Source organism: Kocuria oceani (genome assembly GCF_029524215.1).
Taxonomy (GTDB): domain Bacteria; phylum Actinomycetota; class Actinomycetes; order Actinomycetales; family Micrococcaceae; genus Kocuria; species Kocuria oceani.
The window spans coordinates 61286-86681 of sequence record NZ_JARAMH010000012.1 but is presented as its reverse complement, the minus strand read 5'-3'; the positions used below and the strand labels follow the sequence as shown (position 1 = coordinate 86681).

Here is a 25396-nt window from a genome sequence, read left to right as displayed (position 1 = left end):
CCTCGATCAGTCCTCGGGGAGGTCGGCGAAGGCCTGCTTCATGTCGCGGTACCAGCCCAGCGACTGCTTCGGGTGCCGCCAGCGGCCCTTCATGGCGTCGCGCGCCTCCTGGTGGTCGGCGTCCCCGCTCCGCACCGCATCCTTGAGGTGGCGGTCCTGGGCGGTGATGACGTCGTCGGCCGTCTCGCCGCGGTGCGCGAGGTCGCAGGGCCCTCCCAGCTGGCGGCAGGTCATGGTCTTCATCGTCGGTTCCCTCTCTCTGATCCGGTGGTCCGGTTCGTGTGCTGGTGTTCGACTGTCCGACGATCGGCGCGCGGGGGATGTGACCGGCGCCGGGATCAGGCCCGTGGGCGCTGCCCGTCGCGCCGGACCACCTGCGCCAGCACCTCGGGTGCGGCACGGAAGGTGATGTGGGCGACGAGGCCGTCGACGACGGTGATGTCGAAGAGGACCCGGGCCCGGCCGCGGTGGAACCACGCCGCAGCGGGGCGGCTGCCGACGAACACCGGAAGCGCGGCGTGGGCGCTGCCGTCGAAGAACGCCGCCACCTCCTCCCGGCCGTCGATCCGCTGGGGGGTCCCGGCCAGGATCGCGGCGTCGTCGGCCGTCACGGTGACGCCCGGCGCCAGGAGGCGCACCAGGCGCTGGAGGTCGCCCTGCCGGGCAGCGGCCATGAAGGCGTCGACGACCTCCCCGTCGGCCGCCCGGCCCTCGGGGGCGGACCGGCCGACCTCGGCCCGGGCGCGGGAGGCCAGCTTGCGCGCGGCCGCCGGCGTGGTGTCCAGGACGGCGGCGATCGTGGAGAACTCGACCCCGAAGCTCTCGTGCAGGACGAACGCGACCCGCTGCTGCGGCGAGAGCCGGTCGAGCACCAGCTGGAGGGCGACGCCGACGGCATCGGCGAGCACGACCTCGTCGGCCGGGTCCGGGGCGGTGTCCGGCGGCCCGATCTCGGGGGCGGGGACCGGGGTCCGCGCCTTCAGCCGGTCCAGGCACAGACGGGTGGTCACCGTGGTCAGCCAGGCGGGCGGGTTCTCGATCTCGGCCTCCGTCCGGTGCAGCCGGAGCCAGGCCTGCTGCACCACGTCCTCGGCCTCGGCGTGATCGGCCAGGACGCCGGCCGCGAGGCGCAGCAGACGCGGCCGCTCCGCCTCGAAGATCTTCGTGCGCTCCACCGTGCTCACCGTGCCATTCTCCACCGTTCGCCCTGTGCGCTGTGGGGCCGCGGCGCCGGCGGTCAGCGGCTGCGCCGGACGGTGCGCACGCCGTACAGCACGGCGGCGAGGACCAGCAGGACGCCCAGCCCCTGGAGGCCGGGGGAGTCGTCGGCCTCTCCGTGGACGATGCCGGCGGCACCGATCGCCAGGCCGAGGACGACGAGCAGGACGGGGAGGACGTGTTTCACGGGTTTCCTCTCACAGGCTTCCGTTCACGGGAGTGGGGCGGCGGGGCAGGTCAGTCCTCGACCCACTCGAGCAGATCCCCGGGCTGGCACTCGAGCACCCGGCACATGGCGTCCAGGGTCGCGAAGCGCACCGCCTTGGCCCGGCCGTTCTTCAGCACGGCGACATTGGCGGGGGTGAGCCCGACCCGTTCGGCGAACTCGCCGACGCTCATCTTGCGCTTGGCCAGCTCGACGTCGAGGCGCACGACGATCGGCATCAGATCACCGCTTCCATGTCGGTGCGCAGGGCCGTGGCCTGGCGCAGCAGCGCCCGCATCACCACCATGAGCAGCCCCAGCACGGTGACCCCGGTCAGCATCAGGAACAGCAGCAGCGGCAGCCCGGGGTCGCCGGCGTTGAAGCCGACGAACAGGAACACGCCCAGCAGCACCGCCCACGCCGCGGCCACGGCCCACACGATCGCGTCCACCCACACCAGGGACGCCGGGCTGAAGATGCGGTCCTTCTTGACCAGGGTGAGCAGCTTCCAGGTGCACACGATCACCACCTGCGCGCACAGCACCCAGAACACCGTCACGGCGGTCGCCGGCCACCTCAGGTAGGCCATCTCGGGGTTCTCCTGGGCCATGTGCGCGAACTGCCCGGGCAGGGACATGACCTGGAACAGCACCAGGATCCCGAAGAGCAGCGCGAGGAAGACGCGGAGGGCGGCGACCGCCCGGTGTTCACGAATCATGCATCGAGTCTCGCTCGGTATCTATCGAATGTCAATAGGCGGGCGTGGGTGTGGCCCCGCCGGTGGACATCACCAGATGACGGGGAGCTCGTGCAGGCCGTAGATGTCGGCGTCGTTCTTGAAGGGCAGCTCGTCGACGGGCACGGTGCACCGGAGGTGGGGGATGCGCCGGAACAGGGTGTCGAGGACGATCTGCAGCTCCAGGCGGGCGAGGTGCTGGCCCAGGCACTGGTGCGGGCCGTAGCCGAAGGCGAGGTGGTGGCGTCCGCCGCGGTCGATGTCGAAGGAGCCCGGGTCGGTGAACACCTCCGGATCGCGGTCGGCGGTGTTGGACAGGCCGAGAACGCCGTCCCCGGCGCGGACGAGCACCCCGCCGATCTCCACGTCCTCCAGGGCCACGCGCGAGGTGCCCAGCTCGGCGATCGTGAACCAGCGCAGCAGCTCCTCCACGGCGTCCGGGGTCCTGCTGGGATCCCGGCGGATCACGGCCAGGTCCTCGGGGTGGTCGAGCAGCGCCAGGACGCCCAGGGAGATCATGTTCGCGGTGGTCTCGTGGCCGGCCACCAGCAGCAGGAAGGCCAGGCTGATCAGCGCCTCGTGGTCGACCGGGCCCTGCTCCTGCTGCCTGCGGACCTGGCGGCCCAGCAGATCGTCTGTGGGCTCCTGCTCCTTCGCGGCGATCAGCCGGTCGAGGTAGGACAGCAGTTCGCCCAGTGCCTGCTGGATCTGCTGCACGGAGATGCCGCGGGAGAGCAGCGTGGCCGAGCGGCTCTGGAAGAAGTCGTGCTCGGCGTAGGGCACGCCGAGCAGTTCGCAGGTCACCAGCGATGGCACCGGCAGGGACAGCGCCGGCACCAGGTCCACCGGGCGGGGCCCGGCCAGCAGGGCATCGACGCGTTCGTCCACGATCTGCTGGATGCGCGGGCGCAGGGCGGTGATCCGCTTGAGCGTGAACTCTCCCATGACGGCCCGGCGGGCGGGGCCGTGCTCGGGCGGGTCCATGCCGAGCAGGCTCAGGGAGACCGGGATCGGGTCGTGCGTGAACGCCGGGAACCCGGGGCGGTTGCGGTCGGAGCTGAACCGCGGATCGGTCAGCATGGCCCGGATGTCCTCGTGGCGGGTCAGCGCCCACACGGTCATCCCGGAGGGCAGCCTGACCCGGGCGACGGGTTGCTCGTCGCGTAGCCGCAGGTGCTCGGGCGGTGGGGCGTAGGGGCACTGCCGGGTGAGCGGCAGGGCGACGGGTTCGGTGGAGGTCATGGTGCACCCCGTCCTGGTGGCCGTACCACGTGACGTCTTCCGTGGTGTTCCACGCTACAGAGCTGCCGGAAACCCGTCCATATGCGTCATGACCAGGGGCGACGGGAGTCCGGGGGAGCGGCGGCCCGGGGGCCGCTGGTACGTTCGGCACCAGAGGGCACCAAAGGGCATCAGGCGGCACCGGACGATCCACGGGACGGGGACGTCCGGGTCCGGCCGGACGAGGAGGCGGACATGCGGGTCAGCGTGGACCGGACCAGGTGCGCCGGCTCCGGGCAGTGCTCCGCCCTGGCGCCGGCGGTCTTCGACCAGCAGGAGGACGACGGCGTGGTCCTCCTGCTCGACGCCGAACCGCCCGAGGCGCTGCACAGCGCCGTCCGCGAGGCCGCCCTGGCCTGTCCGGTCGCCGCGATCCTGCTCGACCCCTGACGGGCCGGGGTCCCTCGGCGGTGCCGGCTCCCGCGCGAGGGGGTGGTACCGGACGAGGGCCGGCCCCGGCGGGCACCGTCCGGCTCCGGGCCGCGTCACCGCGGCGTGCGCACCGGGTCAGCTCTCCCCGCGCCGGATGAGCCGGCCGCGCGGCGTCTCGAAGTCCACGGGCACCCCGCGCAGATAGGTTCGGCGCACCTTCCCGGACAGCGCCTTGCCCTGGTACGGGGTGATCGGGTTCCTGTGGTGCAGCCGTCCGGCGTCGACCACGAACGCGTCGTCGGGGGCGAAGACCACCAGGTCCGCGTCGTAGCCGAGAGCCAGCTTCCCCTTGGACCGCAGGCCGGCCCGCTGGGCGGGCCTCGTGGACATCCACTCCACCACGCGTCCCAGGTCGATCCCGCGACGGCGTGCCTCGGTCCAGATCAGGGACAGCCCCAGCTGCAGGGAGGAGACCCCGCCCCAGGCCACGCCGAAGTCGCCGTTGTCCAGGTCCTTGAGGTCCAGGGTCGAGGGGGAGTGGTCGGAGACGATGAAGTCGATGGTCCCGTCGACCAGCCCCTCCCACAGCAGCTCGCGGTTGCCGACCTCCCGCACGGGCGGGCAGCACTTGAACGCGGTGGCGCCGTTGGGCACCTCCTCGGCCAGCAGGGTCAGGTAGTGCGGGCAGGTCTCCACCGTGATGTCCAGGCCGTCCCGCTTGGCGGTGGCCAGCATGGGCAGCGCGTCCGAGGAGGACAGGTGCAGGATGTGCGAGCGCGCCCCGGTCCACCGGGTGCGCTCGATGACCTCGGCGATCGCCAGGTTCTCGGCGCCGCGGGGACGGGACCTCAGGAAGTTCTCGTAGACGTCGCCCTCGGGGTGGGGGGCGCGGTCGATGGCGCGGGAGTCCTCGGCGTGCACGATCATCAGGGAGTCGAAGGTCTTGATCTCGGCGAGGTCCTCCTCCATCTCGTCGGCCTCGAGGTGCGGGAACTCGTCCACCCCCGAGTGCAGCAGGAAGCACTTGAAGCCGAAGACGCCGTCGTCGTGCAGCTCGCGCAGGTCCGGGGTGTTTCCGGGGATCGCCCCGCCCCAGAAGCCGACGTCCACGAAGACGTTGTCCTGGGCGAAGAGCCGCTTGTACTCCAGCGCCGGCACGTTCACCGTGGCGGGGATCGAGTTGAGCGGCATGTCCAGGACCGTGGTCACCCCGCCGGCCGCGGCGGCCCGGGTCGCGGAGGCGAAGCCCTCCCACTCGGTGCGGCCGGGCTCGTTGATGTGGACGTGGGTGTCCACCAGTCCCGGCAGCAGCCTCTCGTCGTCGGCCAGCTCCAGGACCTCGCGGCCGCGCAGACCGGCGCCGAGGGGCTCGACGGCCACGATCCGGCCGCCGCGCACGCCGACCTCCCGGGGGGCGAAGTGGTCCCCGCACGAGACGTTCCTCCCGCGCACCACGAGGTCGAACTCCCGGTGGTCGCGGGCGTTGGTTCCCTGCTCGTCCGCTCCCGTGCGCGGGGCGTCGCCGGTGTCGTCGGGCAGCCCGTGCTCGCGGCGGTGGTCGGCGATCAGACGGCGGATGCGCTCGGGGTCGTTGACGTTCTCGCTGACCTCGAGCTTGTGGGCCTGTTCGGCCTCGAAGGCGTGCTGCGCGGCGGCGGGCTTGGTGGCCGCACGCGCGGAGTCCTCCTGGGCGATCGCCGCGGGGTCCTCGGGCAGCCGCTGCGGGCGCCCCGTGGGATCTGCGGCGTCGTCCCCGCCCTCGACGGGCGGCTGCCGGGGCGGCGTCTTCTCGGTCATCGAGGTTCCTTCGGGTCGTCGGCGTCCGCACCGGCCGCCGGATCGGTGAGGTCGGGCTGGGTCCCGGCGAGCAGCTCGGGAAGGTCGTGGGCCAGGCGGGCGCCCACCTGTTCGAGCAGCCGCCTCGCCTCCCGCATGCACGTGCGGGGGTCCGGCTCGAAATCGGTCAGAGCATAGGTCCGCCGGAAGCCGGCCTCGTGCAGCACGCGCGGCTCCAGGGTGGTCCGCCCGCAGACCGCGACCGCGGGCACGCCCGCGGACCGTGCGGTCTCCAGCACGCCCAGCGGCGTCTTGCCGCCGAGGGACTGCTCGTCCAGGCTGCCCTCGCCGGTGACCACGAGGTCCGCGCCGGCGAGCCGGTCCGCGAGGCCGACGAACTCGAGCACCACCGCGACGCCGGGGCGGCGCCGGGCGCCGAGCACGGCGAGGGCCGCGAAGCCCACGCCGCCGGCGGCACCGGCCCCGGGCGCCTCGGCGGCGCGTGCCGCGCCGTCCCCGAGGGCGTCGGCGAGCCGGTCCCGGAGGACCGTCAGGGCGGCGTCGAGCGCCCGCACCTGATCCGGGTCCGCGCCCTTCTGCGGGCCGAAGACCGCGGCGGCGCCGCGCTCGCCCAGCAGCGGGTGGTCGACGTCGGCGGCCAGGACGAACTCGGTGCCCGCCAGGCGCGGGTCGAGGTCGGTGAGGTCCACGCGGGACAGGCCGGCCAGGGCGGTCCCGCCCCGGCCCAGCTCCTCGCCCACGGCGTCCAGCAGACGGGCGCCCAGGGCCTGCAGCAGCCCGGCCCCGCCGTCGGTGCAGGCGCTGCCCCCGACGCCGAGGACCACGCGCTCGGCCCCGGCGTCGAGGGCGGCGCGGACCAGTTCGCCGGTGCCGCGGCTCGTCGCGCCGCCGGCGTCGAGGACGGGCTGCCCGGTTTCGTCCACGGGCAGGGCGGCGAGCCCCGAGGCGAGGGCCATCTCGACCACCGCGGTGCGGTCCCGCAGGGCGAACTCCGCCTCGACGGGCTCCCCGACAGGGCCGGTGACGGTGACGGGCGAGGGGACGAACCCGGCGCCGAGGGCGGCCTCGAGGGTGCCCTCCCCGCCGTCGGCCACGGGCAGGCGGACCACCTCTGCGGTGGGGTCCACCGAGTGGATCCCCTCCTCCAGGGCCGCGGCCACGTCGGGGGCCTCGAGAGAGCCCTTGAACTTGTCCGGGGCGACGACGATGCGCACGTCCGTCCTCCTGTCTGGTCGGTGCCGGCGCGGTGCCGGCGGGTCAGTCGAGCAGGGCGATCGCGGTGGGGGCGTCCTCGCCGCGCTCGGCCAGCTGCTCGAACTCCACCACATTGTCGATCTCCGTGCCCATGGAGATGTTGGTGACCTTCTCCAGGATGACCTCCACGACCACCGGGACCCGGAACTGCTGCATCAGCTCGTGGGCCTCGGCGAAGGACTCCTGCAGCCTCTCCGGGTCGGTCACCCGCACGGCCTTGCAGCCGAGGCCCTCGGCCACCTTCACGTGATCCACACCGTAACCCTCCGTCTCCGGGGAATTGACGTTCTCGAACGCCAGCGACACGTTCTGCTCCATCTCGAACCCGCGCTGGGACTGGCGGATCAGGCCCAGGTAGGAGTTGTTCACGACCACGTGCAGATAGGGCAGGTTGAACTGGGCGCCGACGGCCAGCTCTTCGATCATGAACTGGAAGTCGTAGTCCCCCGAGAGGGCCACCACGGTCCGCTCCGGCTGGGCGCGCACCACGCCGAGGGCCGCGGGGGCGGTCCAGCCCAGGGGCCCGGCCTGGCCGGCGTTGATCCACCGGCGCGGGCCGTACACGTGCAGCAGCTGCCCGCCGGCGATCTGGGAGAGCCCGATCGTGGAGACGTAGGTGACGTCCTTGCCGAAGGCGGAGTTCATCTCCTCGTACACGCGTTGCGGCTTGATCGGCACCTGCGTGAAGTGCGTCTTGCGGTGCAGGGAGCCCTTGCGCCGGGCGCAGTCCAGCACCCACCGGCCCCGGTCCGGCACCAGCCCGCGGTCCTTGCGCTCGCGGGCGACCTCGAGCAGGACGTCCAGGGCGGCGCCCGCGTCGGAGACGATGCCCAGGTCCGGGGCGAAGACGCGCCCGATCTGGGTCGGCTCGATGTCGACGTGCACGAACGTGCGGCCGGCGGTGTAGACGTCCAGGCTGCCGGTGTGCCGGTTGGCCCACCGGTTGCCGATGCCCAGCACGAAGTCCGACTCCAGGAACGTCGCGTTGCCGTAGCGGTGGGAGGTCTGCAGGCCGACCATGCCCGCCATCAGCGGGTGGTCGTCGGGGATGGCGCCCCAGCCCATCAGCGTGGGGATCACGGGGACGTCGAGCAGCTCGGCCAGCTGGACCAGCCGCTCCGAGGCGTCGGCGTTGATGATCCCGCCGCCGGCCACGATCAGCGGGCGCTGCGCGGCGAACATCAGGTCCAGGGCCTTCTCGGCCTGGATCCGGGTGGCCGCCGGGCGCTCGGGGCGCATCGGCTCGTAGGCCTCGATGTCGAACTCGATCTCGGCCAGCTGGACTTCCAGCGGCAGGTCCAGCAGGACCGGTCCGGGGCGGCCGGAGCGCATGAGGTGGAAGGCCTTCTGGAACGCCCCGGGGACCTGGCCGGGCTCCAGCACGGTCATCGCCATCTTGGTCACCGGCGCCGCGATGGCGGCGATGTCCACGGCCTGGAAGTCCTCCTTGTGCAGCTTCGCCACGGGGGCCTGGCCGGTGATGCACAGGATCGGCACGGAGTCCGCCCAGGCGGCGTAGAGGCCGGTGACCATGTCGGTGCCGGCGGGGCCGGAGGTGCCCACGCAGATCCCGATGTTGCCCGGGGCCGCCCGGGTGTAGCCGTCGGCCATGTGCGAGGCCCCCTCGACGTGCCGGGCGAGGGTGTGGCGGATGCCCCCGTGGGCGCGCATCGCCGAGTAGAACGGGTTGATGGCGGCGCCGGGCAGCCCGAAGGCCTCGGTGGCGCCCTCCTTCTCGAGGATGGCGACGACGGCGTCGACCGTGCGCATTCTGGCCATGGTGAACTCCTTGGAAGCAGGACCCGGGGTCGGGTCGGGAAGCGGTGGGGTGGGTGGGTCAGCGGCCGGAGCGGCCGGAGAGCTCCTCGGTGAGCTTGAACAGCCCGGAGTGGTCCAGGCCGCCGTCGCCGCGGGCCACCGTGGCGGCCACGAGCTGGGCGACGAGCGCGCCCAGCGGGACGGTGACCCCGGCCTCGCGGGCGGCGGCGGTCACGATGCCCATGTCCTTGTGGTGCAGCTGGAGCCGGAAGCCGGGGTCGAAGTTGCGCTCCAGCATCTTCCGGCCCTTCTGGTCCAGGACCTTGGAGCCGGCCAGGCCGCCGCCGAGGACCGTCAGCGCGGCGTCCGTGTCGACCCCGTAGGCCTCGAGGAAGACGACGGCCTCCGCGAGCAGCTGGATGTTGCCGGCCACGATGAGCTGGTTGGCGGCCTTGACGGTCTGCCCGGAGCCGGCGGGACCCACGTGGACGACGGTCTTCCCGACGGCCTCGAGGACCGGCCGGGCGGCCTCGAAGTCCGCGGCCTCGCCCCCGACCATGATCGACAGCGCGGCGTCGATCGCGCCCTGCTCGCCGCCGGAGACGGGGGCGTCCAGCGGGCGCAGGCCCGCGCGGGCGGCCTCCTCCGAGAGCCGGGCGGCCACGTCCGGGCGGATGGAGCTCGCGTCGATCCAGATCGCGCCCTGCTTCGCGTGGGCGAGGACGCCGTCCTCGCCGGTGACGACCTCCTCCACGTCGGGGGAGTCCGGGACCATGGTGATCACGACGTCGGCCTCCCGCACGGCCTCGGCCACGCCGGCGGCGCCCCGGCCGCCGGCCTCGACGAGCTGGTCGACCTTGTCCGGGGAGCGGTTGAAGCCGACGACGTCGAAGCCCGCGGAGACGAGGTTGCGGGCCATGGGCAGGCCCATGATGCCGAGGCCGATCACGGTGACGCTGCGGATGGCGGCGGGGGCGGTGCCGCCGGCGGCGGGGGTGTTCGCGGTGCTGGTCATGGTGTGCTCCTCGAGGTGCTGGTGGTGTCGGAGAGGACGGGGCTCAGGCGCCGGTGCGGGTCGCGGACCGGGAGGAGAGCCACGCGAAGGGGTCCTCCTGGGAGGCCTTGTACTCCAGGCCCACGCGGCCGGTGTAGCCGAGCGCCCGGCTGCGGTCGATCCACTGCTGCAGCGGGAGCTCGCCGGTGCCGGGCTCGTGGCGGCCCGGCGCGTCGGCGATCTGGAGGTGCGCGAAGTCCGCCGCGTGCTGCTCGATCACCGCGGCGACGTCGTCGCCGTTGACGGCCAGGTGGTAGAAGTCGGCGAGCAGCCCGATGTTGTCCGCACCGGCCCGCCGGACCTCCGCGATGGTGTCCAGGGCGTCCTGGGCGGTCTTCAGCGGATAGGCGGGCGCGCCGGAGACCGGCTCCAGCAGCACCGTGCCGCCGATGCGCGCGACGCCCTGCGCGGCGGCCACGAGGTTCTGCACGGCCAGCGCGTCCTGGGCCTCGGGGGTGTGCTCGGGCTGCCGGTTGCCGTAGAGGGCGTTGAAGGCCGTGCAGCCGGTGCGCTCGCCGATGGCGGCGACCACGGCCACGTTCTCCGCGAACTCCGCCTCGCGGCCGATCCAGGACACGAGGCCGCGGTCCCCGCCGGGCATGTCGCCGGCGTCGAAGTTCAGCCCGCTCAGCTGCACGCCCGCGTCCTGGACCGCCGCCACGAAGGCGTCCACGTCGCGGTCCGCGGGGGCCGAGGTCGCGAAGGGCCACCAGAACTCGACGGCGTCGAAGCCGGCCGCCCGGGCCGCCGCAGGGCGCTCGAGCAGGGGCAGGTCGGTGAGCAGGATGGAGCAGTTCACGGTGTACGACATCGTTTCCTCCTGGCCGGGAGCGACGCGCTGCAGGCGTCTTTCGTATTGCGGAATTTTGTTTTCTTTGTACGAAAAGACTACGACGGGATGTGATCCAGGTCAACGTACTGCTGAAAATTAAATTTCATAATGCGGAATACTGGGACATCGTGCGGGCGGTGCCGCACGTGGAAGGACCCCGCACCACCACGGCGAGGAGGCGGTGCGGGGTCCGGTCGGGAGGGCGCCGGCCCGTGGGTCAGCGCAGTTTCATCTGCCGGTTGACGTCCTTGTAGAGCAGGTACCGGAAGCGGCCCGGGCCGCCGGCGTAGCACGCCTGCGGGCAGAAGGCCCGCAGCCACATGAAGTCGCCGGCCTCCACCTCCACCCAGTCCTGGTTGAGCCGGTAGACGGCCTTGCCCTCGAGGACGTAGAGGCCGTGCTCCATCACGTGGGTCTCCGCGAACGGGATCACCGCGCCGGGCTCGAAGGTCACGATCGTCACGTGCATGTCGTACCGGACGTCGTCGGGGTCCACGAAGCGGGTGGTCGCCCACCTGCCGTCGGTGCCCGGCATGGGGGTGGGCGCGACCTCCTGGTCGGACGTGACGAACGGCTCGGGGACCTCGACGCCCTGGACGTACTCGTAGGCCTTGCGGATCCAGTGGAAGCGGGCGGGCTCGTCGCCGGTGCCGCGCACGGTCCACTCGCACTCCGGCGGGAGGAACGCGTAGCCGCCCGGGGTCAGCTCGTGCTCCTCGCCCTCCACGGTCAGGGTGAGGGTGCCCTCCATGAGGAACAGGACGCCCTCGACGCCGGACTCGGTCTCGGGGCGGTCGCTGCCGCCGCCGGGGGCGACCTCCACGATGTACTGCGAGAAGGTCTCCGCGAACCCGGACAGGGGCCGGGCGAGGACCCAGACCCGGGTGTCGTCCCAGAAGGGGAGCCGGCTGGTCACGATGTCGCGCATGGTCCCCCGCGGGATCACCGCGTAGGCCTCCGTGAACATCGCCCGGTCGGTGAGCAGCTGGGTCTGGTCCGGGTGCCCGCCGTGCGGGGCGTGGTAGGTGCGGTCGGTCATGTCAGATGCCTCCTGGGGTGGGGGTGGCCGCAGCCGGCCGGGGGTGGGCGAGGGCGGCCAGTTCGTGGTGGTCCAGCCCCGCGGCCGAGGCCAGCTCTCCCGCGCCGATCGCCCCGCACAGCAGGCCGCGGTGGACGAACCGGGCGAGGGCCCGGGCGGTCGCGGGCTCGTCTGCGACGTCCGCGGCCTCGATGCCGGGCACCGAGCGGCTGCGGTACACCTGCAGCCGGTGCGCGGACGCGCCGAACGAGCGCCGGTAGAACGCGTAGTTCGTCAGGAAGCGGGTCGGCAGCTGGTGGGCGTGCAGGTCCCAGCCCTGGTAGAGGGCCCGCTCCAGGGAGCGGCGGACCAGGCGCGCGTGCAGCGCCCAGGCCTCGCGCCGCTGGGCGGCATCGCCCACGGGCAGCCGGTTGGTGGACCCGTCCGAGAGCCGCACCCCGGTGCCGGCCACGGCGACCTGCATGACCTGCTTCGCGTGGTCGGCCACCGGGTGCTCCATGGACTGGAACTCCGCGGCCACGCCGAGGGAGGCGGAGTAGTCGTAGGTGCCGTAGTGCAGGGCCGTGACCCGGCCCTCGGCGACGCGCAGCATCGCCGGGATGGGGCAGGTGCCGTCGAGTCCCAGGATCATCGGGGCCGTCTCCATCTGGATCTCGAAGCGCAGCCGGCCGTGGGCCAGGCCGAGGGCGCTCTCCAGGGCGCGGCAGGCCTCGGTCATCACCTCGACCTGCTCCGCGGTGGAGACCTTCGGCAGGGTCAGCACCAGTCCGGCCGGCAGCCCGTCCGCGGCCGCTCCGGCCTCCGCCAGACCGCCCTCGCGCACGAGGGCGGTCACGAACAGGTCCAGGGAGCGCAGCCCGCGCTCCCGGGTCCCGGCCTCCAGGCACTTGAAGCGGATCCCGGCGAAGGCCGGCTGCGGCGAGTCCCCGCGGTGCCGGGCGAGCGCCATCGCGGCCACGGTGCGGGCGGCGCCGACGGCGGCCTCGTCCTCCTCGGCGTCGGGCCGCTCGCCGTAGCCGTCCTCGAGGTCCAGGCGCAGGTCCTCGATCGGCTCCTCCCGCAGCTTGCGCCCGGTGCGGGTCACGACCTCCTCGCGCAGGTGCTCCTCCACCCCGGCCAGCTCGGCCAGGGCGGTGAGCCCGCCGGCCTCCGCGGCGGCGGCGAGCGCGGCCTCGCCCCACTCCCGGGCGGTGGCCGGGGTGACCAGGTCCGCGGGGACGTAGCAGGTGTGCAGCGGCTGCCGTGACCCGTCGTCGCCCGGGAAGCAGTGCTCCAGGGCCGCGTCGGTGCCCTCGAGCAGCTGGTCGGCGCACCGGGCGAACGAGGCGGGCAGGCTCGTGCGCGCGGCGCTCACCGGCCCTCGATGAGGTCGTAGGCCGGCAGGGTCAGGAAGTCGACGTACTCCTCGCCCAGGACGAGGTCGGCGATGAGCCGGGCGGCGGGCTCGAAGTGGCGCTCGAAGAGCTCCGGGGCGACCTCCCCGCGCAGCACCTCCTTCTGCTGCTCGAGCACCTCGGCGACCAGCTCCCGGGTCGCGGTGCTCCCGGTGTCCTCGTAGACCACGCCGTTGCGGATCTGCTGCCAGACCTGGGAGCGGGAGATCTCGGCGGTCGCGGCGTCCTCCATGAGGTTGTGGATGGCCACCGCCCCGTTGCCGGACAGCCACACGGCGGTGTACCGGATCGCCACGTAGAGGTTGGCGGCCAGCTCCTGCTGCGTGCTGGTGCGGCCGGCGCTGGGGACGTCGAGCAGCTGCTCCGGGCTGACCTGCACCTCCTCGCGGAGCCGGTCGACCTGGTTGGGCCGCTCGCCCAGGACGTCGTCGAAGACCTCCCTGCAGGTCGGCACGAGGTCGGGGTGGGCCACCCACGACCCGTCGAAGCCGTCCTGGGCCTCCCGGGTCTTGTCGGCGCGCACCTTGGCGAAGGCGGCCTCCGTGGCCTCCGGGTCGCGCCGGTTCGGGATGACCGCGGCCATCCCGCCCATCGCGAAGGCTCCCCGGCGGTGGCAGGTCTTCACGAGCAGCTCGGTGTAGGCGCGCATCAGCGGCGCGGTCATGGTGATCGTGGACCGGTCGGCGAGCACGAAGCGCTCGCCGGCGTCCCGGAAGTACTTGATGATGCTGAACAGGTAGTCCCAGCGCCCCGCATTGAGCCCGGAGGCGTGCTCGCGCAGCTCCCAGAGGATCTCCTCCATCTGGAACGCCGCCGGGATCGTCTCGATGAGCACGGTCGCACGGACGGTGCCGTGGTCGATGCCGAGGTACTCCTCGGCGAAGCTGAACACGTCGTTCCACAGCCGCGCCTCGAGGTGGGATTCCATCTTGGGCAGGTAGTAGTACGGGCCGTGGCCGTTGGCCAGCAACAGCTGTGCGGTGTGGAAGAAGTGCAGCCCGAAGTCCACGAGCGAGCCCGAGGCCGGCTGCCCGTCCACGGTGACGTTGTGCTCGGGCAGGTGCCACCCGCGGGGGCGGGTGACGACCACGGCCAGCGGGGCGTCCTGGCGCAGGGCGTAGTGCTTGCCCTCCGGGGAGGTGAAGGAGAGGGTGCCGCGGGCGGCGTCGCGCAGGTTGAGGATGCCGTCCACCTGGTTGTACCAGGTGGGGCTGGAGGCGTCCTCCAGGTCGGCCAGCCAGACCCTCGCCCCGGAGTTCAGGGCGTTGATCGCCATCTTGGCCGGCGAGGCGGGCCCGGTCATCTCCACCCGGCGGTCCTGCAGGGCCGGCGGCGCCGGGGCCACCGTCCACTCGCTCTCGCGGATCTCCCGGGTCTGCGGGAGGAAGTCCAGGGTGCCGCTCCCGGCCGCGGCGCGGCGGTGCTGCTCGCGCGCCCCGAGCAGCTCGGCGCGGCGGGGGGCGAAGCGGCGGTGCAGCTCGGCGACGAACTGGAGGGCGTCCTCGGTGAGGATCTCGCCGGCGCGCTCGAGGCCCTCCGGCAGGGTGTGCTCGACGGTGTTCGTGGTGGTCATGGGAGTGCCTCCTGGTGCGGGTGGGTCGGCGTGCGGGCGGGGGCGGGTCAGGCGTGCGCGGGCTCGGTGACCGGCTCGGCGACGGCGCCGACGGCCTCGGCGCTCGCGCGCACGGAAGCGGCCACGGCCGGGGCGACCGCGGGGTCGAAGACGCTGGGGACGATGTAGCCGGCGTTGAGCTCGTCGTCACCCACGCAGTCGGCGATGGCGCGGGCGGCGGCCACCAGCATCTCGGTGGTGATGTCCGTGGCCCCGGCGTCGAGCAGACCGCGGAACAGCCCCGGGAAGGCCAGCACGTTGTTGATCTGGTTCGGGAAGTCCGAGCGGCCGGTGGCCACGACCTCGGCGTGCTCGGCGGCCGCCCCCGGGTCGACCTCGGGATCGGGGTTCGCCATGGCGAAGACGACGGCGCGGTCGTTCATCGCGGCGATGTCGGCCTCGTCGAGGAGGTTCGGCGCCGAGACGCCGATGAAGACGTCCGCCCCGGCCATCGCCTCCTTGAGGCTGCCGGAGAAGCCCTGCTCGTTGGTGTGCTGGGCGATCCACTGCCGGTGCTGGTCCTGGTAGTCCTCGCCCCGGTGGATGGCGCCGTTGCGGGAGCAGGCGACGATGTCGCCGGCGCCGTTGGCGGTCAGCAGCTGGATGATGGCGTGGCCGGCCGCGCCCACCCCGGAGACGACGATCCGGACGTCCTCGATGCGCTTGTCCACCACCTTCAGGGCGTTGTACAGCGCGGCGAGGGCGACGATGGCGGTGCCGTGCTGGTCGTCGTGGAAGACGGGGATGTCGAGCTCCTCGCGCAGCCGCGCCTCGATCTCGAAGCAGCGGGGGGCCGCGATGTCCTCGAGGTTGACCCCGCCGTAGACGGGCGCCATCGCCTTGACGATCCGCACGATCTCGTCGGTGTCCTTCGTGTCGAGGCAGACCGGCCACGCGTCGACGTCGCCGAAGGCCTTGAAGAGGGCGGCCTTGCCCTCCATTACGGGCAGGGCCGCGGCCGGGCCGATGTCGCCGAGGCCGAGGACGGCGGTGCCGTCCGTGACCACGGCCACGGTGTTGCGCTTGATGGTCAGGCGCCGGGCGTCGGCCGGGTTCTCCGCGATCGCCGTGCACACCCGGGCGACACCGGGGGTGTAGGCGCGGGAGAGGTCGTCGCGGTTGCGCAGCGAGACGCGGGGCGTCACCTCGATCTTGCCGCCGAGGTGGATGAGGAACGTGCGGTCGCTGATCTTGCGGACCGCCACGCCCTCGATCGCCTCGAGGGCGTCCCGCACCTCGTCCCGGTGGGACGCGTCGGAGACGTTGCAGCTGACGTCGACCACCACGTGCTCGGCGTGGGACTCGACGACGTCGAGGGCGGTCACTGCCGCGCCCGCGGTGGCCGCCGCCGTGGCGAGCTCGCTGGTGACGGTCAGACCGGCAGGCGCCTGCACGCGCAGGATCATCGAATATCCGGGACTGGGCGTTGCCATGGTTCCTCCGTGGAAGCTCGAGATGAAGGTTTCACCCGCATAGCGGAATGAAAATTCCGTATTATGGATATTATGGGACACTGGCATTGATGGCAAGACTCGTCCGTGACTCCTGTCACGGTACGTCGCCCTGGAGGGTCGGGTGCGGCGGCGAGCTGTCCCACGACCGACGGAGGACCACGGAACCATGACCACACGACCTGCATCGGGCGGTGTCCAATCGGTGGAGCGGGTGTTCGAGCTCCTCGAGGTGATCACCGCCGCGGGCGGCGAGATGTCGCTGAGCGAGCTCTCCGCCGCCGTCAAGCTGCCGCTGCCCACGATCCACCGGCTGCTGCGCACCCTGGTGCCCTCCGGCTACGTCCGCCAGCTGCCCAACCGCAACTACGCGCTCGGGCCGCGGCTGATCCTGCTGGGGGAGGCCGCCGGGCGCCAGTTCGGCTCCGCGGCCCGGGGCCGGCTCGACGAGCTGGTGCGCGAGCTCGGCGAGTCGGCGAACATGGCCGTGCTCGACGGCCAGGAGGTCGTCTACATCGCCCAGGCGCAGTCCCAGCGCTCGATGCGGATGTTCACCGAGGTGGGCCGCCGCGCGGACACCCACGACACCGGGGTGGGCAAGGCCATGCTCGCGACGCTGCCCGACGACCGGGTCCGGGCCATCGTCACCGCCACCGGCATGGCGACGCCCACGCCCAAGAGCCTCGGCACTCTCGAGGAGCTCTTCGCCGACCTCGAGCGGATCCGGGAGCGCGGCTACGCGATCGACGACGAGGAGCAGGAGCTCGGCGTGCGCTGCTACGCGATGGCGGTGCCCGGCGCGCCGACCCCCACGGCGATCTCCGTCTCCGGGCCCGTGAGCCGGGTGGACGAGGACTTCGGCCGCCGGGCCGTGCCCGTCCTGCGCCGGGCCGCCGAGGCGATCGCCGCGGAGCTCATGCCCGTCAGGGCCTGAGCCGCGGCCCGGGCGCACCGGCCGCCGTGCGGCAGGATCCCTGCGGCGCCGGGGATCCCGGCGCCGCAGGGATCCGGCGGTGAGCCGGCGCCGCGGTGTCAGTGCGCGGACGGCTCGCCGGGGCCGGCCGGGGTCCGGCAGATCCTGGTGTCGACGATCTCGCCGGCGGCGGTGATCACGGGGACCTCGTTGCCGTCGCAGTCCACGAGCTTGCCGTCCCGGACGGTGTCGCCCTCCTGGAGGTGGTCCTGCAGGTGCTCGAGGCTCTCGTAGCGGACGGCGCGCACCGGGGCCTGGGCGAAGACCGAGCCGGTGCCCCGCGGCGGATTGCCGGTGCGGATCTCGTTGAACAGGATGTTCAGCAGGATCGCCATCACGGCCGCCGAGCTGATCCCGGAGTGGAAGATCGTCTCGAACCAGGCCGGGAAGTTCGCATAGATCTCCGGCACGGCGATGGGCAGCATGCCGAAGCCGAGGGAGGTGGCCACGATGATCAGGTTGGCGCCGTTGCCGAAGTCCACCTTCGCCAGGGTCCGGATGCCGGAGGCGGCCACGCTGCCGAAGAGCACGATGCCGGCCCCGCCGAGCACGGGCGGCGGGACCGCCGCGACGACCCGGCCGAGGACGGGCAGCAGGCCGAGGGTCACGAGGATGAAACCGCCGGCCGTGACCACGAAGCGGCTCTTGACGCCGGTGATGGCCACGAGCCCCACGTTCTGGGCGAAGGCGCTCTGGGTGAAGCCGTTGAAGATCGGCGCCAGGGCCGAGGAGGCCATGTCCGCGCGCAGGCCGTCGGCGATGCGCTTCTTGCCGACCTTCGTGTCCACGATCTCGCCGACCGCGATGATGTCGGCAGTGGTCTCGGTGAGGGTCACGAGGATGACGATGAACATCGAGAGGATGGCCGCCACCTCGAACACGGGGGGACCGAAGGCCAGCGGCTGCGGAACGGCGAAGATGTCACCGCTGAGCACCTGGCTGAAGTCCGCCATGCCCAGCGCCGCCGCCGCGGCGGTGCCGAGCACCAGGCCGATGAGGATGGACAGCCGGGAGACGGCGGCGCTGCCCAGCTTGGAGAGCAGCATGATGATCAGCAGGGTCAGGCCGGCCAGCGCGAGGTTGCCGACCGAGCCGTACTCGGGAGCCTGCGCGTTGCCGCCCATGGCCCAGCGGGCGGCCACCGGGAACAGCGTGAGGCCGATGGAGGTGATCACCACGCCGGTGACGACCGGCGGGAAGAAGCGGATGATGCTCACGAAGAACGGCGTGATCAGGAATCCGATCACGGAGGCGGCGATGACGGCGCCGAAGACCGCCTGGATGCCGCCGCCGCCCTGGACGATGGCCGTCATGGTGGCCACGCCGGCGAAGGACGTGCCCTGCACGAGCGGCAGCTGCGAGCCGAAGAACCTGATGCCCCACGACTGCAGGACCGTGGCGAGGCCGCCCACGAAGAGCGAGGCCGCGATGAGCAGGCCCTGCTCCTGGGGCGTCATGCCGGCGACACCGCCGATGATGAGGGGCGGCGCGATGATGCCGCCGTACATGGTGAGCACGTGCTGCAGCCCGTAGCCCAGGCTGCCGCCCACGCCGAGGAACTCGTCCTCCGGGCGGGTGCGGGTGGTGGCGGGCGGCTCAGCGGTGCGTGACCTGGCCATGGTGTTCTCCTAGGGATCCTGGTGACGGGAGAGACCCGGTGCCGGCGTCGGGGCGGGACCGGGGCGGAGCGAGGAGGTGGAGAGGACCGCGGTGCGCGGTGGGCGCCGCAGGGGCGCCGGGCGTGCGGGCAGCGGGTGCGCCGCCCCAGCAGGGAGTGCGGGGTCCGTCGTCGTCGTGCGCGGACGGCGACGACGGGCCCCGTCCCCCGGCGCCGCGGTCGGCGGCGCCGGGGCGTGCGGGCTCAGCAGAAGCCGGCGATGCCCGTCCAGGCGGCCTCGTTCTCCGCGGCGCCCTTGCGCTGGATCGTGGCCTCGATGAGTCCGTAGGGGCGGTCGGCCGCCCAGTGGGTCTCCTTGTCGTTCTCGAGGCCGCAGAAGCCGAGGTCGTACACGAAGTGGTGCTTGTTCGGGCAGGAGAACTTGATCTCGTCGATCTCCGGGTGGGCCTCGATGACGGCCTTGCCCATCAGGTAGAGGGTCTCCTGGAGGGCCTTGGAGTAGTGGTCGGTGAACTTGGTGAGGATGATCCTCTTGACGTCCTCGTAGACGGCGTCGTAGTCCACGTCGGTGGTGCTGTAGCGCCACCGGGTGGCGATGTCGGTGGACATGATCCGGTCCTCGGTCTCGGGCAGCACCGTGTACTCGTCCTTCGGGTAGCCCGTGAAGCCGGACTGCGTGGACTTCAGGACGGTCAGGTCCTTGAACCCGGAGATCACCGTCCGCTCCTGGCCGTCGGCCACCACCACGGCGGTGCGCACCTCGTCCTTGTGCTGCACGAAGCAGTGGTCGTGGTCGTCGATCCGCTGCCACGCGTGCTCCTGGGCCGCCCAGCGCCCGCCCGTGATCCACTCGAACTCACCGGTGAAGTGGTCGGCGAGCTTGAGCAGGAACTGCTCGGGGGAGTCGATGCCGTACTGCTGGGCGAAGGCGAACACGGTCTGCTTCTGCGTGTCCGTGGGCACGCAGTGGGCGTTGTCGCCGCGCGTGTGCACCTCCTCCAGGTCGCCGCGCAGCTGGGAGGTGACCACGAGGTCGCGGATCTCGTGGCGGTCGGTGTCGCGGTTGATGCGCACGACATGGTTCTCGGCCTTGCCGTACTGGTTCCTGCCCAGGACGACGGTGTCCGTGGCCTTGTCCGTAGCCTTGCCGGTGACGACGTCGGTCATGACGTTTCTCCTCGCGGTCTGGTGTCTGCTGATCGGGGCGGTCGAAGACGGGCGGGCCCGCCAACTCCTGGGTCAACTGCCCCGGTAGGTGGAAAAGGCGAACGGGCTCAGCAGGAGCGGCACGTGGTAGTGCCGCTCCTCGGCCTGCACCGTGAAGTTCACCGTCACGAACGGGTAGAACGTCGGCTGGTTCCTGCCGGCGAAGTACTGCCCGGTGGCGAAGGTGATCCGGTAGTCGCCGGATTCCAGGGTCTCTGGGCCCAGTTCGGGCACGCGGCCGTCGTCGTCGGTCCGGGCGGCCGCGATGGAGGTGCCGTCGGCGGCCTCGAGGGACACGGCGACGCCCTGGGCGGGGGTGCCGGTGACGGAGTCGAGGACGTGGGCGGTGACGTAGCTCATGGGGTGACGAGTCCTTCGAGTCGGAGGAGGGCGATCTGGCGCAGCTGGTCGGCGACCACGGCGCGCTCGGTCCCGGCGTCGTGCTGCAGGCGCTCGGAGAGCTGCTCCAGGATCTCCTCGGGGGTGCGCCCGGCGGCGCGGATGAGGAAGACCTGGCCGAACTTCTCCTCGTAGGCGCGGTTGCCCTCCCGCAGGCGCCGTTGCACCTCGGCGTCGGAGGGGTCCACGGCGGACTGCTCCGCCCGGGACAGGCCGGCCTCCGCGCTGTCGCCCTGCGGGCGCTCGCCGATCCGGGGATGGTGGGACAGCGCCCGGTCGATCTCCTCGTCACCGAACGGCTCCGCCGCGTCACGGGCCCTGCCGAGCAGGGCATCATGGTGCCAGTAGGGGCGGGCGTCGGCCACGGCCTCCAGCCAGCGCGGGATGTCGAGGGCCGGGCGGATCGCCTCGACGGCCTCGGACCGGGGGAGGGAGTTGAACTCGGTGAGATGCATCGGGTGCGCCGTCAGCCCTTCCTGTATTCCATAATGTGGAATAAAACTTTCATTGCTTCCAGTGAACTGGATCACAAGACCCAAGTCAATGGTTCCACGCTCCTGTTACCAAGTTTTTGCAGCAAGATGGCGGAGGTGGAACTTTCGTTTCACGCCGGGGCGGACGCGCCGGCAGGACGGTGAGGGGGGCGCGGGATGGACGTGCAGGGCGTGGTGGACGGTGCCGGGGAACCCGGCACGGCTGCGAGGGTGCTGGTGGTGACGGGGGCCGGGTCCGGGATCGGTCGGGCGGTGGCGCGCAGCTTCCTTGCGGCAGGGTGGGCGGTCGTGCTGACCGGACGGCGGCGGGAGCCCCTGGAGGAGACCGCCGGCGGTGCGCCCGGGTCCTGGGTCGTGCCGATGGACGTGGCCGACGCGCAGAGCGTGTCCGAGGCCTTCCGGGAGATCTCCCGTCTCGCGGGGCGGATCGACGTGCTGTTCAACAACGCCGGGACATTCGGGCCGCGCGGGGAGGTGGACGAGATCGACCCCCTCGAGTGGCAGCGCACCCTGCAGGTGAACCTCATCGGGACCTATCTGTGCGCGGCCGAGGCCTTCCGGGTCATGAAGCGGCAGCGCCCCGGCGGCGGGCGGATCATCAACAACGGCTCGATCTCCGCCCACGCCCCCCGGCCGCTGTCCGCGGCCTACGCCGCGAGCAAGCACGCCGTCACCGGCCTGACCAAGTCCCTGGACCTGGACGGCCGTCCGTACGGGATCACCTGTGGGCAGATCGACATCGGCAACGCGGCCACGGAGCTGCTCGCGGGGCTGGGGACGGACGGCGGCGCCCTGCAGGCCGACGGCTCGCTCCGCCCGGAGCCCAGCTTTCCCGTGGAGGAGGTGGGGCGCGCGGTGCTGATGATGGCCGAGCTCCCCGCCGCCGCCACGGTGAACTCGCTCGTGCTCACCGCCTCCGGGATGCCGTTCGCCGGGCGGGGCTGAACGGCAGGACCGCCGCGCCCCGACGCGTCGCGGCGCGGGTGCGGGGGTCCCCGGGGTCGGGCGCCGGTCAGGCCGGAAGTCGCCGGCGCAGGTCCGCCACGTGGCCCTCAGCCTGGACGCCGTACTCCGCGGAACTGACGGTGCCGTCCTCCTGGATCACGAAGGTCGAGCGCAGGGGGCCGACCGTGCTCTGCCCGTTGACGGTCTTCTCGCCCCAGGCGCCCCACGCCTGCGCGGTGGCCGAGTCCGGGTCGGAGAGCAGGCGGTACGGGATGCCGTACTCCTGTGCGAAGCGCCCGAGCGTCTCGGTGTCGTCCCCCGAGATCCCCAGCACGGTGTAGCCGAGGCCCTCGAGGGAGGCGAGGTTGTCGCGGAAGTCGCACGCCTCGGACGTGCAGCCGGGGGTGAAGGCCTTCGGGTAGAAGTAGGCGATCACCTTCCGGCCCCGCAGCTCGGAGAGCCGCACCTCCTGGCCCTCGTGGTCGGTGAGCGTGAAGTCGGGGGCCTGCCGGCCGGTCCGGATCTGCGGTGCCATGGGTGCTCCTGAGGGCCGTGGTCGGTGTGGTGGTCGATGCGGTGCGCCGTGCTAGGGGCGCCGGACCGAGAGGCGGCCCACGGCGGCTCCGACACAGGCCGAGGACACCGCCAGCACCCACAGCGGGGTGGCGCGGACGGCGGGGTGCGGGGACAGGGCCAGATCGGGATCACAGTCCGTTCCGGTGTAGCTGAAGAAGGACGCGTGGGCGGCGAAGGCCGGGCTGGCGTTCATGAGGACTCCTTCGAGTTCGTATGACGGAATTGGGATTCCGTATCATGAAAGTTAGTGCTGCGGCAGGGTCGAGTCAAGGATGACGTGGTCGATGACACCGTGCGGGTCCCGCCGTCGCAGCCCGCCTCGGGCGGCTGCGCGGGCACGGGGAGCCCGCTCAGGCGCGGAAGGTCAGCTCGGTGCAGAGGTCGTCGCCGAGCGGGAAGCGGCGCGCCGGGGCCCGCAGCGCCCCGGAGAGGTGCTCCGCGCCGCGGAACCTGATGCCGGGCACGCCGTCGCCGATGAGCATGGGAGCGGTGGTGAGGTAGAGCCGGTGCAGCGCTCCGGCCTCGAGGAAGCTCGAGACCGTGCGCCCCCCGCCCTCCACGAGCACCCGGCCCAGGCCGCGGCGCGCGAGCGCGGTCAGCACCTCGTGCGGGTTCAGCCGGTGGGGCGGGGCCGGCACGCGCAGCACGTCGACGTGCGGGGCGAGCCGCGCCGGCACGGGGGCGCCGGAGCCCACGACCCAGACGGTGGGGGCGGCGCCGTCGGTGAGCACGGCCGAGCCGGCCGGGGCGCGCGCCGAGGGGTCGAGGACCACCCGGGTGGGGTGGGGGCCGGGCACCGCTCGGACGGTCAGCCGGCAGTCGTCGGCGGCGACCGTCCCGACGCCCACGAGCACGGCGTCCACGAGCGCGCGCAGCCGGTGCAGGTGCTCCCGGTCCTCGGGGCCGGTCACGTACTCGGCGTGCCCGGTGCGCGAGGCGATGAACCCGTCCAGGCTCTGCCCGAGCTGGGCGATCACCAGCGGCCCCCGGTGCGCCACGAGGGGCCCGTAGCGCTCGACGAGCTCCGGCTCGGCCGCGGGGTCCACCCGGCCGGCCAGCAGCTGCTCCCACGCCCCGGCGGACGCGCCCGCCGGGGGCCCTGTCGCCGGGCGGGGGCTCTCGGCCACGGGCTCAGCCCCGGGTGAGGAAGCGGTCCCGGGCGGTCTCCCCGGCGACCGCCCGCAGCCGGTCGTACTGGTCGGCGGCGCCGGCCTCGAGGGCGCGCAGCTCCTCGGCGTCCAGACGCGGGTCCGAGGGGGCGAGCTCGAGCAGGGTGACCCACATGCTGCGCTTGGCCACCACCAGGGACTGCAGCATCTCCAGCTCCCCGTGGGCGGCGATCCCCGCCCGTTCCCGGATCCGGCTCAGCGGATTGAGCCGGGACGCGATGCCGGTGGCCGTGCCGAGCCCCTTGGCGACCCGGCGCCGGGTGGCGCCGAGCCGGTCGAGCATCGTCTCGAGGTGCCCGATGTCGTCCTGGATCTCACGGACGAACCGGGCGAACCGGTCCTCGTAGGCGGTGCCGGCCCAGGTGCGGGCGGCCTCGTCGAAGAGCCGCACCCCGGACAGGGCGCCCATGTAGTGCCCGAGCATGTAGGCCTTGAGCTTGTCCCCCTGCAACCGCGCTCCCGCGGTCCCGCCGGTCTCGACCTGCTCGCTCATCTGCGTCTCCTCTGGTCCTGTGTGCGTCCGCCGGTGCGTCTGCTGCCGGGTCCCGCCGGCCGGGGCCGGTCCTCCAGCGTACTGACTGCGCCGCCGCGCCGGGAGGAGGTCCGGGCCGGGAGCTCGGCGACCGGCGCCGCGGCGCGACATCGTAAGCGGTATGACTATCATGGGCGCATGACTGAGAACCCGAACGGCACCCCGGATCCCGACGAGCAGGAGACCCTCGGCGCCTCCACTCCCGAGCCGGGCAGCGGGCTCGACCGCGACCCGGACGAGTGGGCCACGGGCGAGGAGCCCATGACCAGCGCCCAGCGCAGCTACCTGGACACGCTGGCCCGCGAGGCCGGGGAGGAGCTGCCCGCGGACCTCACGAAGGCGGAGGCCTCCAAGCACATCGACCGCCTGCAGGACCACAGCAAGCGCGTCCAGGACCAGTAGGTCCGGGCGGGGAGGGAGAGCGCCGTGAAGATCGTCGTCCTGGGCGCCACCGGCAACGTGGGCACCGCCCTGCTGCGGCGGCTGCACGCCGCCCCCGAGGTCACGCAGATCGTCGGGGTCTCCCGGGAGGGCCCGGAACGGGGCGGCGAGCCGTACGACGGCGTCGAGTGGCACACCGTCGACGTCGCCGAGAAGGAGTCCACCGGCCGGCTCGCGGAGATCCTGCGCGGGGCGGACGCGGTGGTCCACCTGGTGTGGCTGATCCGCCCCAACCGGGACTTCGCGCTCATGCACCGCACCAACGTCGACGGACTGGTCCACGTGCTCGACGCCGTCGTCCTGGCCGGCGTGCCCCAGGTCGTCTACCCGTCCTCCCTCGGGGCCTACAGCCGCGGCCCCAAGGACCGCCGCGTGGACGAGTCCTGGCCCGTGGGCGGGGTGGACACCTCCCACTACAACGTCCAGAAGGCCGAGACGGAGGCGCTGCTCAACCGGTTCGAGGAAGCCCACCCCGGGGTTGTGGTGACCCGGCTGCGGCCCGGCTTCCTGTTCCAGGCCGGTGCCGCCCCCGAGATCGGGGACTACTTCTTCGGTGCCCTCGTGCCCAAGGGGCTCATCGCCCGGATGCGCCTGCCGGTGCTGCCGTTCCCGGAGAGGTTCCGCTTCCAGACCCTGCACACCGACGACGTCGCGGACGCGTTCTGGCGGGTCATCCGGCACCGTGCGGGCGGGGCGTTCAACGTCGCGGCCGAGCCGGTGCTCGGTCCTGACGGCGTGGCCCAGGTGCTCGGCGCCAAGCGCGTCCTGCCCGTTCCGCCGGCCCTCGTCCGGGCGCTGGTGGCGATCACCTACCGGCTGCGGCTGCAGCCCACCGATCCCGGCTGGATCGACCTCGCCGACGCCGTGCCCGTCATGGACACCACGCGGATCCGCGAGGTCACGGGATGGTCCGAGACCGTGAGCTCGCTCGAGGCGCTCCGCCAGCTCGTCGACCACCTCGACGGCCGCGAGGGACTCGGCAACCGGGAGCACCGCCCCAAATCGCCGCTGGTGTAGCCGCCGCGGCCCCGCCGCCCGTC

The 25396-nt window shown here is 72.7% G+C and carries 28 protein-coding genes; 5 read left to right on the top strand and 23 right to left on the bottom strand.

Annotation, left to right across the window (positions count from 1 at the left end):
- Positions 1 to 6 precede the first annotated feature (6 nt).
- The 6 genes from PU704_RS13435 to PU704_RS13410 all read right to left on the bottom strand — a co-directional run bounded on the left by PU704_RS13435 (position 7) and on the right by PU704_RS13410 (position 3401).
- Positions 7 to 243, bottom strand: a complete 237-nt coding sequence (locus PU704_RS13435) for a hypothetical protein (RefSeq protein ID WP_277551690.1) — start codon at positions 241 to 243, stop codon at positions 7 to 9.
- Between the two features lie 95 nt (positions 244 to 338).
- Positions 339 to 1184, bottom strand: coding sequence for a sigma-70 family RNA polymerase sigma factor (locus tag PU704_RS13430; RefSeq protein WP_238985942.1), 846 nt, complete (start codon positions 1182 to 1184; stop codon positions 339 to 341).
- 53 nt (positions 1185 to 1237) lie between these two features.
- Entirely contained in the window at positions 1238 to 1405 is a 168-nt protein-coding gene (locus PU704_RS13425) for a hypothetical protein (protein WP_187347273.1), read from the bottom strand.
- Positions 1406 to 1455: 50 nt separating this feature from the next.
- Complete coding sequence (locus tag PU704_RS13420) at positions 1456 to 1662, bottom strand: helix-turn-helix domain-containing protein (protein WP_047801617.1); 207 nt, start codon at positions 1660 to 1662, stop codon at positions 1456 to 1458.
- Positions 1662 to 2141, bottom strand: a complete 480-nt coding sequence (locus PU704_RS13415) for a DUF2975 domain-containing protein (protein WP_047801618.1) — start codon at positions 2139 to 2141, stop codon at positions 1662 to 1664. Before PU704_RS13415 ends, PU704_RS13420 begins: the two co-directional genes overlap by 1 nt.
- Positions 2142 to 2210: 69 nt before the next feature.
- Complete coding sequence (locus PU704_RS13410; protein ID WP_277551689.1) at positions 2211 to 3401, bottom strand: cytochrome P450; 1191 nt, start codon at positions 3399 to 3401, stop codon at positions 2211 to 2213.
- Positions 3402 to 3635: 234 nt separating this feature from the next.
- Here PU704_RS13410 and PU704_RS13405 point away from each other — a divergent pair, with 234 nt between their 5' ends.
- Positions 3636 to 3830 carry a ferredoxin gene (locus tag PU704_RS13405; protein ID WP_047801620.1) on the top strand — a complete coding sequence of 65 codons (195 nt, stop codon included), beginning with the start codon at positions 3636 to 3638 and terminating at the stop codon, positions 3828 to 3830.
- Positions 3831 to 3947: 117 nt separating this feature from the next.
- Here the strand turns inward: PU704_RS13405 and allB are convergent, their stop codons facing one another.
- The 9 genes from allB to PU704_RS13360 form a co-directional block, all read right to left on the bottom strand.
- A complete protein-coding gene (gene allB, locus PU704_RS13400) occupies positions 3948 to 5609 on the bottom strand; it encodes an allantoinase AllB (protein WP_255396229.1) in 1662 nt (553 codons plus the stop codon).
- Positions 5606 to 6823 (bottom strand): glycerate kinase, encoded by a 1218-nt coding sequence (locus tag PU704_RS13395; protein WP_277551688.1) that lies wholly within the window; start codon positions 6821 to 6823, stop codon positions 5606 to 5608. Before PU704_RS13395 ends, allB begins: the two co-directional genes overlap by 4 nt.
- A gap of 43 nt (positions 6824 to 6866) precedes the next feature.
- Positions 6867 to 8642, bottom strand: coding sequence for a glyoxylate carboligase (gene gcl / locus PU704_RS13390; protein WP_277551687.1), 1776 nt, complete (start codon positions 8640 to 8642; stop codon positions 6867 to 6869).
- Positions 8643 to 8700: 58 nt separating this feature from the next.
- Positions 8701 to 9636 carry a 2-hydroxy-3-oxopropionate reductase gene (locus PU704_RS13385; RefSeq protein WP_075872210.1) on the bottom strand — a complete coding sequence of 312 codons (936 nt, stop codon included), beginning with the start codon at positions 9634 to 9636 and terminating at the stop codon, positions 8701 to 8703.
- A gap of 43 nt (positions 9637 to 9679) precedes the next feature.
- Entirely contained in the window at positions 9680 to 10486 is an 807-nt protein-coding gene (locus PU704_RS13380) for a hydroxypyruvate isomerase family protein (RefSeq protein ID WP_075872211.1), read from the bottom strand.
- Between the two features lie 238 nt (positions 10487 to 10724).
- On the bottom strand, positions 10725 to 11546 hold the full coding sequence (locus tag PU704_RS13375; RefSeq protein WP_075872212.1) for a bifunctional allantoicase/(S)-ureidoglycine aminohydrolase: 822 nt from the start codon (positions 11544 to 11546) through the stop codon (positions 10725 to 10727).
- 1 nt (position 11547) lies between these two features.
- On the bottom strand, positions 11548 to 12900 hold the full coding sequence (locus PU704_RS13370) for a DUF6986 family protein (protein WP_277551686.1): 1353 nt from the start codon (positions 12898 to 12900) through the stop codon (positions 11548 to 11550).
- Positions 12897 to 14513, bottom strand: coding sequence for a malate synthase A (gene aceB / locus PU704_RS13365; protein WP_277551685.1), 1617 nt, complete (start codon positions 14511 to 14513; stop codon positions 12897 to 12899). The genes PU704_RS13370 and aceB overlap by 4 nt, the downstream gene beginning before the upstream one ends.
- 47 nt (positions 14514 to 14560) lie before the next feature.
- Complete coding sequence (locus tag PU704_RS13360) at positions 14561 to 15985, bottom strand: NAD(P)-dependent malic enzyme (RefSeq protein ID WP_075872214.1); 1425 nt, start codon at positions 15983 to 15985, stop codon at positions 14561 to 14563.
- A 187-nt stretch (positions 15986 to 16172) separates the two neighbouring features.
- On the opposite strand from PU704_RS13360, the gene PU704_RS13355 reads away from it, so the two are divergent.
- Positions 16173 to 16937 carry an IclR family transcriptional regulator gene (locus PU704_RS13355; protein WP_047801627.1) on the top strand — a complete coding sequence of 255 codons (765 nt, stop codon included), beginning with the start codon at positions 16173 to 16175 and terminating at the stop codon, positions 16935 to 16937.
- A 98-nt stretch (positions 16938 to 17035) separates the two neighbouring features.
- Here the strand turns inward: PU704_RS13355 and PU704_RS13350 are convergent, their stop codons facing one another.
- From PU704_RS13350 to uraD, 4 genes are all read right to left on the bottom strand, one after another.
- Complete coding sequence (locus tag PU704_RS13350; protein ID WP_075872215.1) at positions 17036 to 18595, bottom strand: nucleobase:cation symporter-2 family protein; 1560 nt, start codon at positions 18593 to 18595, stop codon at positions 17036 to 17038.
- A gap of 242 nt (positions 18596 to 18837) precedes the next feature.
- A complete protein-coding gene (pucL, locus tag PU704_RS13345) occupies positions 18838 to 19761 on the bottom strand; it encodes a factor-independent urate hydroxylase (RefSeq protein ID WP_075872216.1) in 924 nt (307 codons plus the stop codon).
- Positions 19762 to 19833: 72 nt separating this feature from the next.
- Complete coding sequence (gene uraH / locus PU704_RS13340; RefSeq protein ID WP_075872217.1) at positions 19834 to 20160, bottom strand: hydroxyisourate hydrolase; 327 nt, start codon at positions 20158 to 20160, stop codon at positions 19834 to 19836.
- A complete protein-coding gene (gene uraD / locus PU704_RS13335) occupies positions 20157 to 20654 on the bottom strand; it encodes a 2-oxo-4-hydroxy-4-carboxy-5-ureidoimidazoline decarboxylase (protein WP_047801631.1) in 498 nt (165 codons plus the stop codon). Before uraD ends, uraH begins: the two co-directional genes overlap by 4 nt.
- A 195-nt stretch (positions 20655 to 20849) precedes the next feature.
- On the opposite strand from uraD, the gene PU704_RS13330 reads away from it, so the two are divergent.
- On the top strand, positions 20850 to 21638 hold the full coding sequence (locus tag PU704_RS13330) for an SDR family oxidoreductase (protein WP_277551683.1): 789 nt from the start codon (positions 20850 to 20852) through the stop codon (positions 21636 to 21638).
- Between the two features lie 67 nt (positions 21639 to 21705).
- Here the strand turns inward: PU704_RS13330 and PU704_RS13325 are convergent, their stop codons facing one another.
- The 4 genes from PU704_RS13325 to PU704_RS13310 all read right to left on the bottom strand — a co-directional run bounded on the left by PU704_RS13325 (position 21706) and on the right by PU704_RS13310 (position 23876).
- The gene (locus PU704_RS13325; protein ID WP_047801633.1) at positions 21706 to 22173 is read right to left on the bottom strand and encodes a peroxiredoxin; all 468 of its coding nucleotides are present in this window, start codon (positions 22171 to 22173) and stop codon (positions 21706 to 21708) included.
- Positions 22174 to 22224: 51 nt separating this feature from the next.
- Positions 22225 to 22407 (bottom strand): hypothetical protein, encoded by a 183-nt coding sequence (locus tag PU704_RS13320; protein ID WP_047801634.1) that lies wholly within the window; start codon positions 22405 to 22407, stop codon positions 22225 to 22227.
- Positions 22408 to 22564: 157 nt separating this feature from the next.
- Entirely contained in the window at positions 22565 to 23341 is a 777-nt protein-coding gene (locus tag PU704_RS13315) for a RibD family protein (RefSeq protein WP_277551682.1), read from the bottom strand.
- Positions 23342 to 23345: 4 nt separating this feature from the next.
- A complete protein-coding gene (locus tag PU704_RS13310) occupies positions 23346 to 23876 on the bottom strand; it encodes a hypothetical protein (RefSeq protein WP_075872219.1) in 531 nt (176 codons plus the stop codon).
- Positions 23877 to 24053: 177 nt separating this feature from the next.
- On the opposite strand from PU704_RS13310, the gene PU704_RS13305 reads away from it, so the two are divergent.
- Entirely contained in the window at positions 24054 to 24317 is a 264-nt protein-coding gene (locus tag PU704_RS13305) for a DUF3072 domain-containing protein (RefSeq protein ID WP_047801637.1), read from the top strand.
- Positions 24318 to 24341: 24 nt separating this feature from the next.
- Complete coding sequence (locus PU704_RS13300; RefSeq protein ID WP_075872220.1) at positions 24342 to 25373, top strand: NAD-dependent epimerase/dehydratase family protein; 1032 nt, start codon at positions 24342 to 24344, stop codon at positions 25371 to 25373.
- Positions 25374 to 25396: the final 23 nt, after the last annotated feature.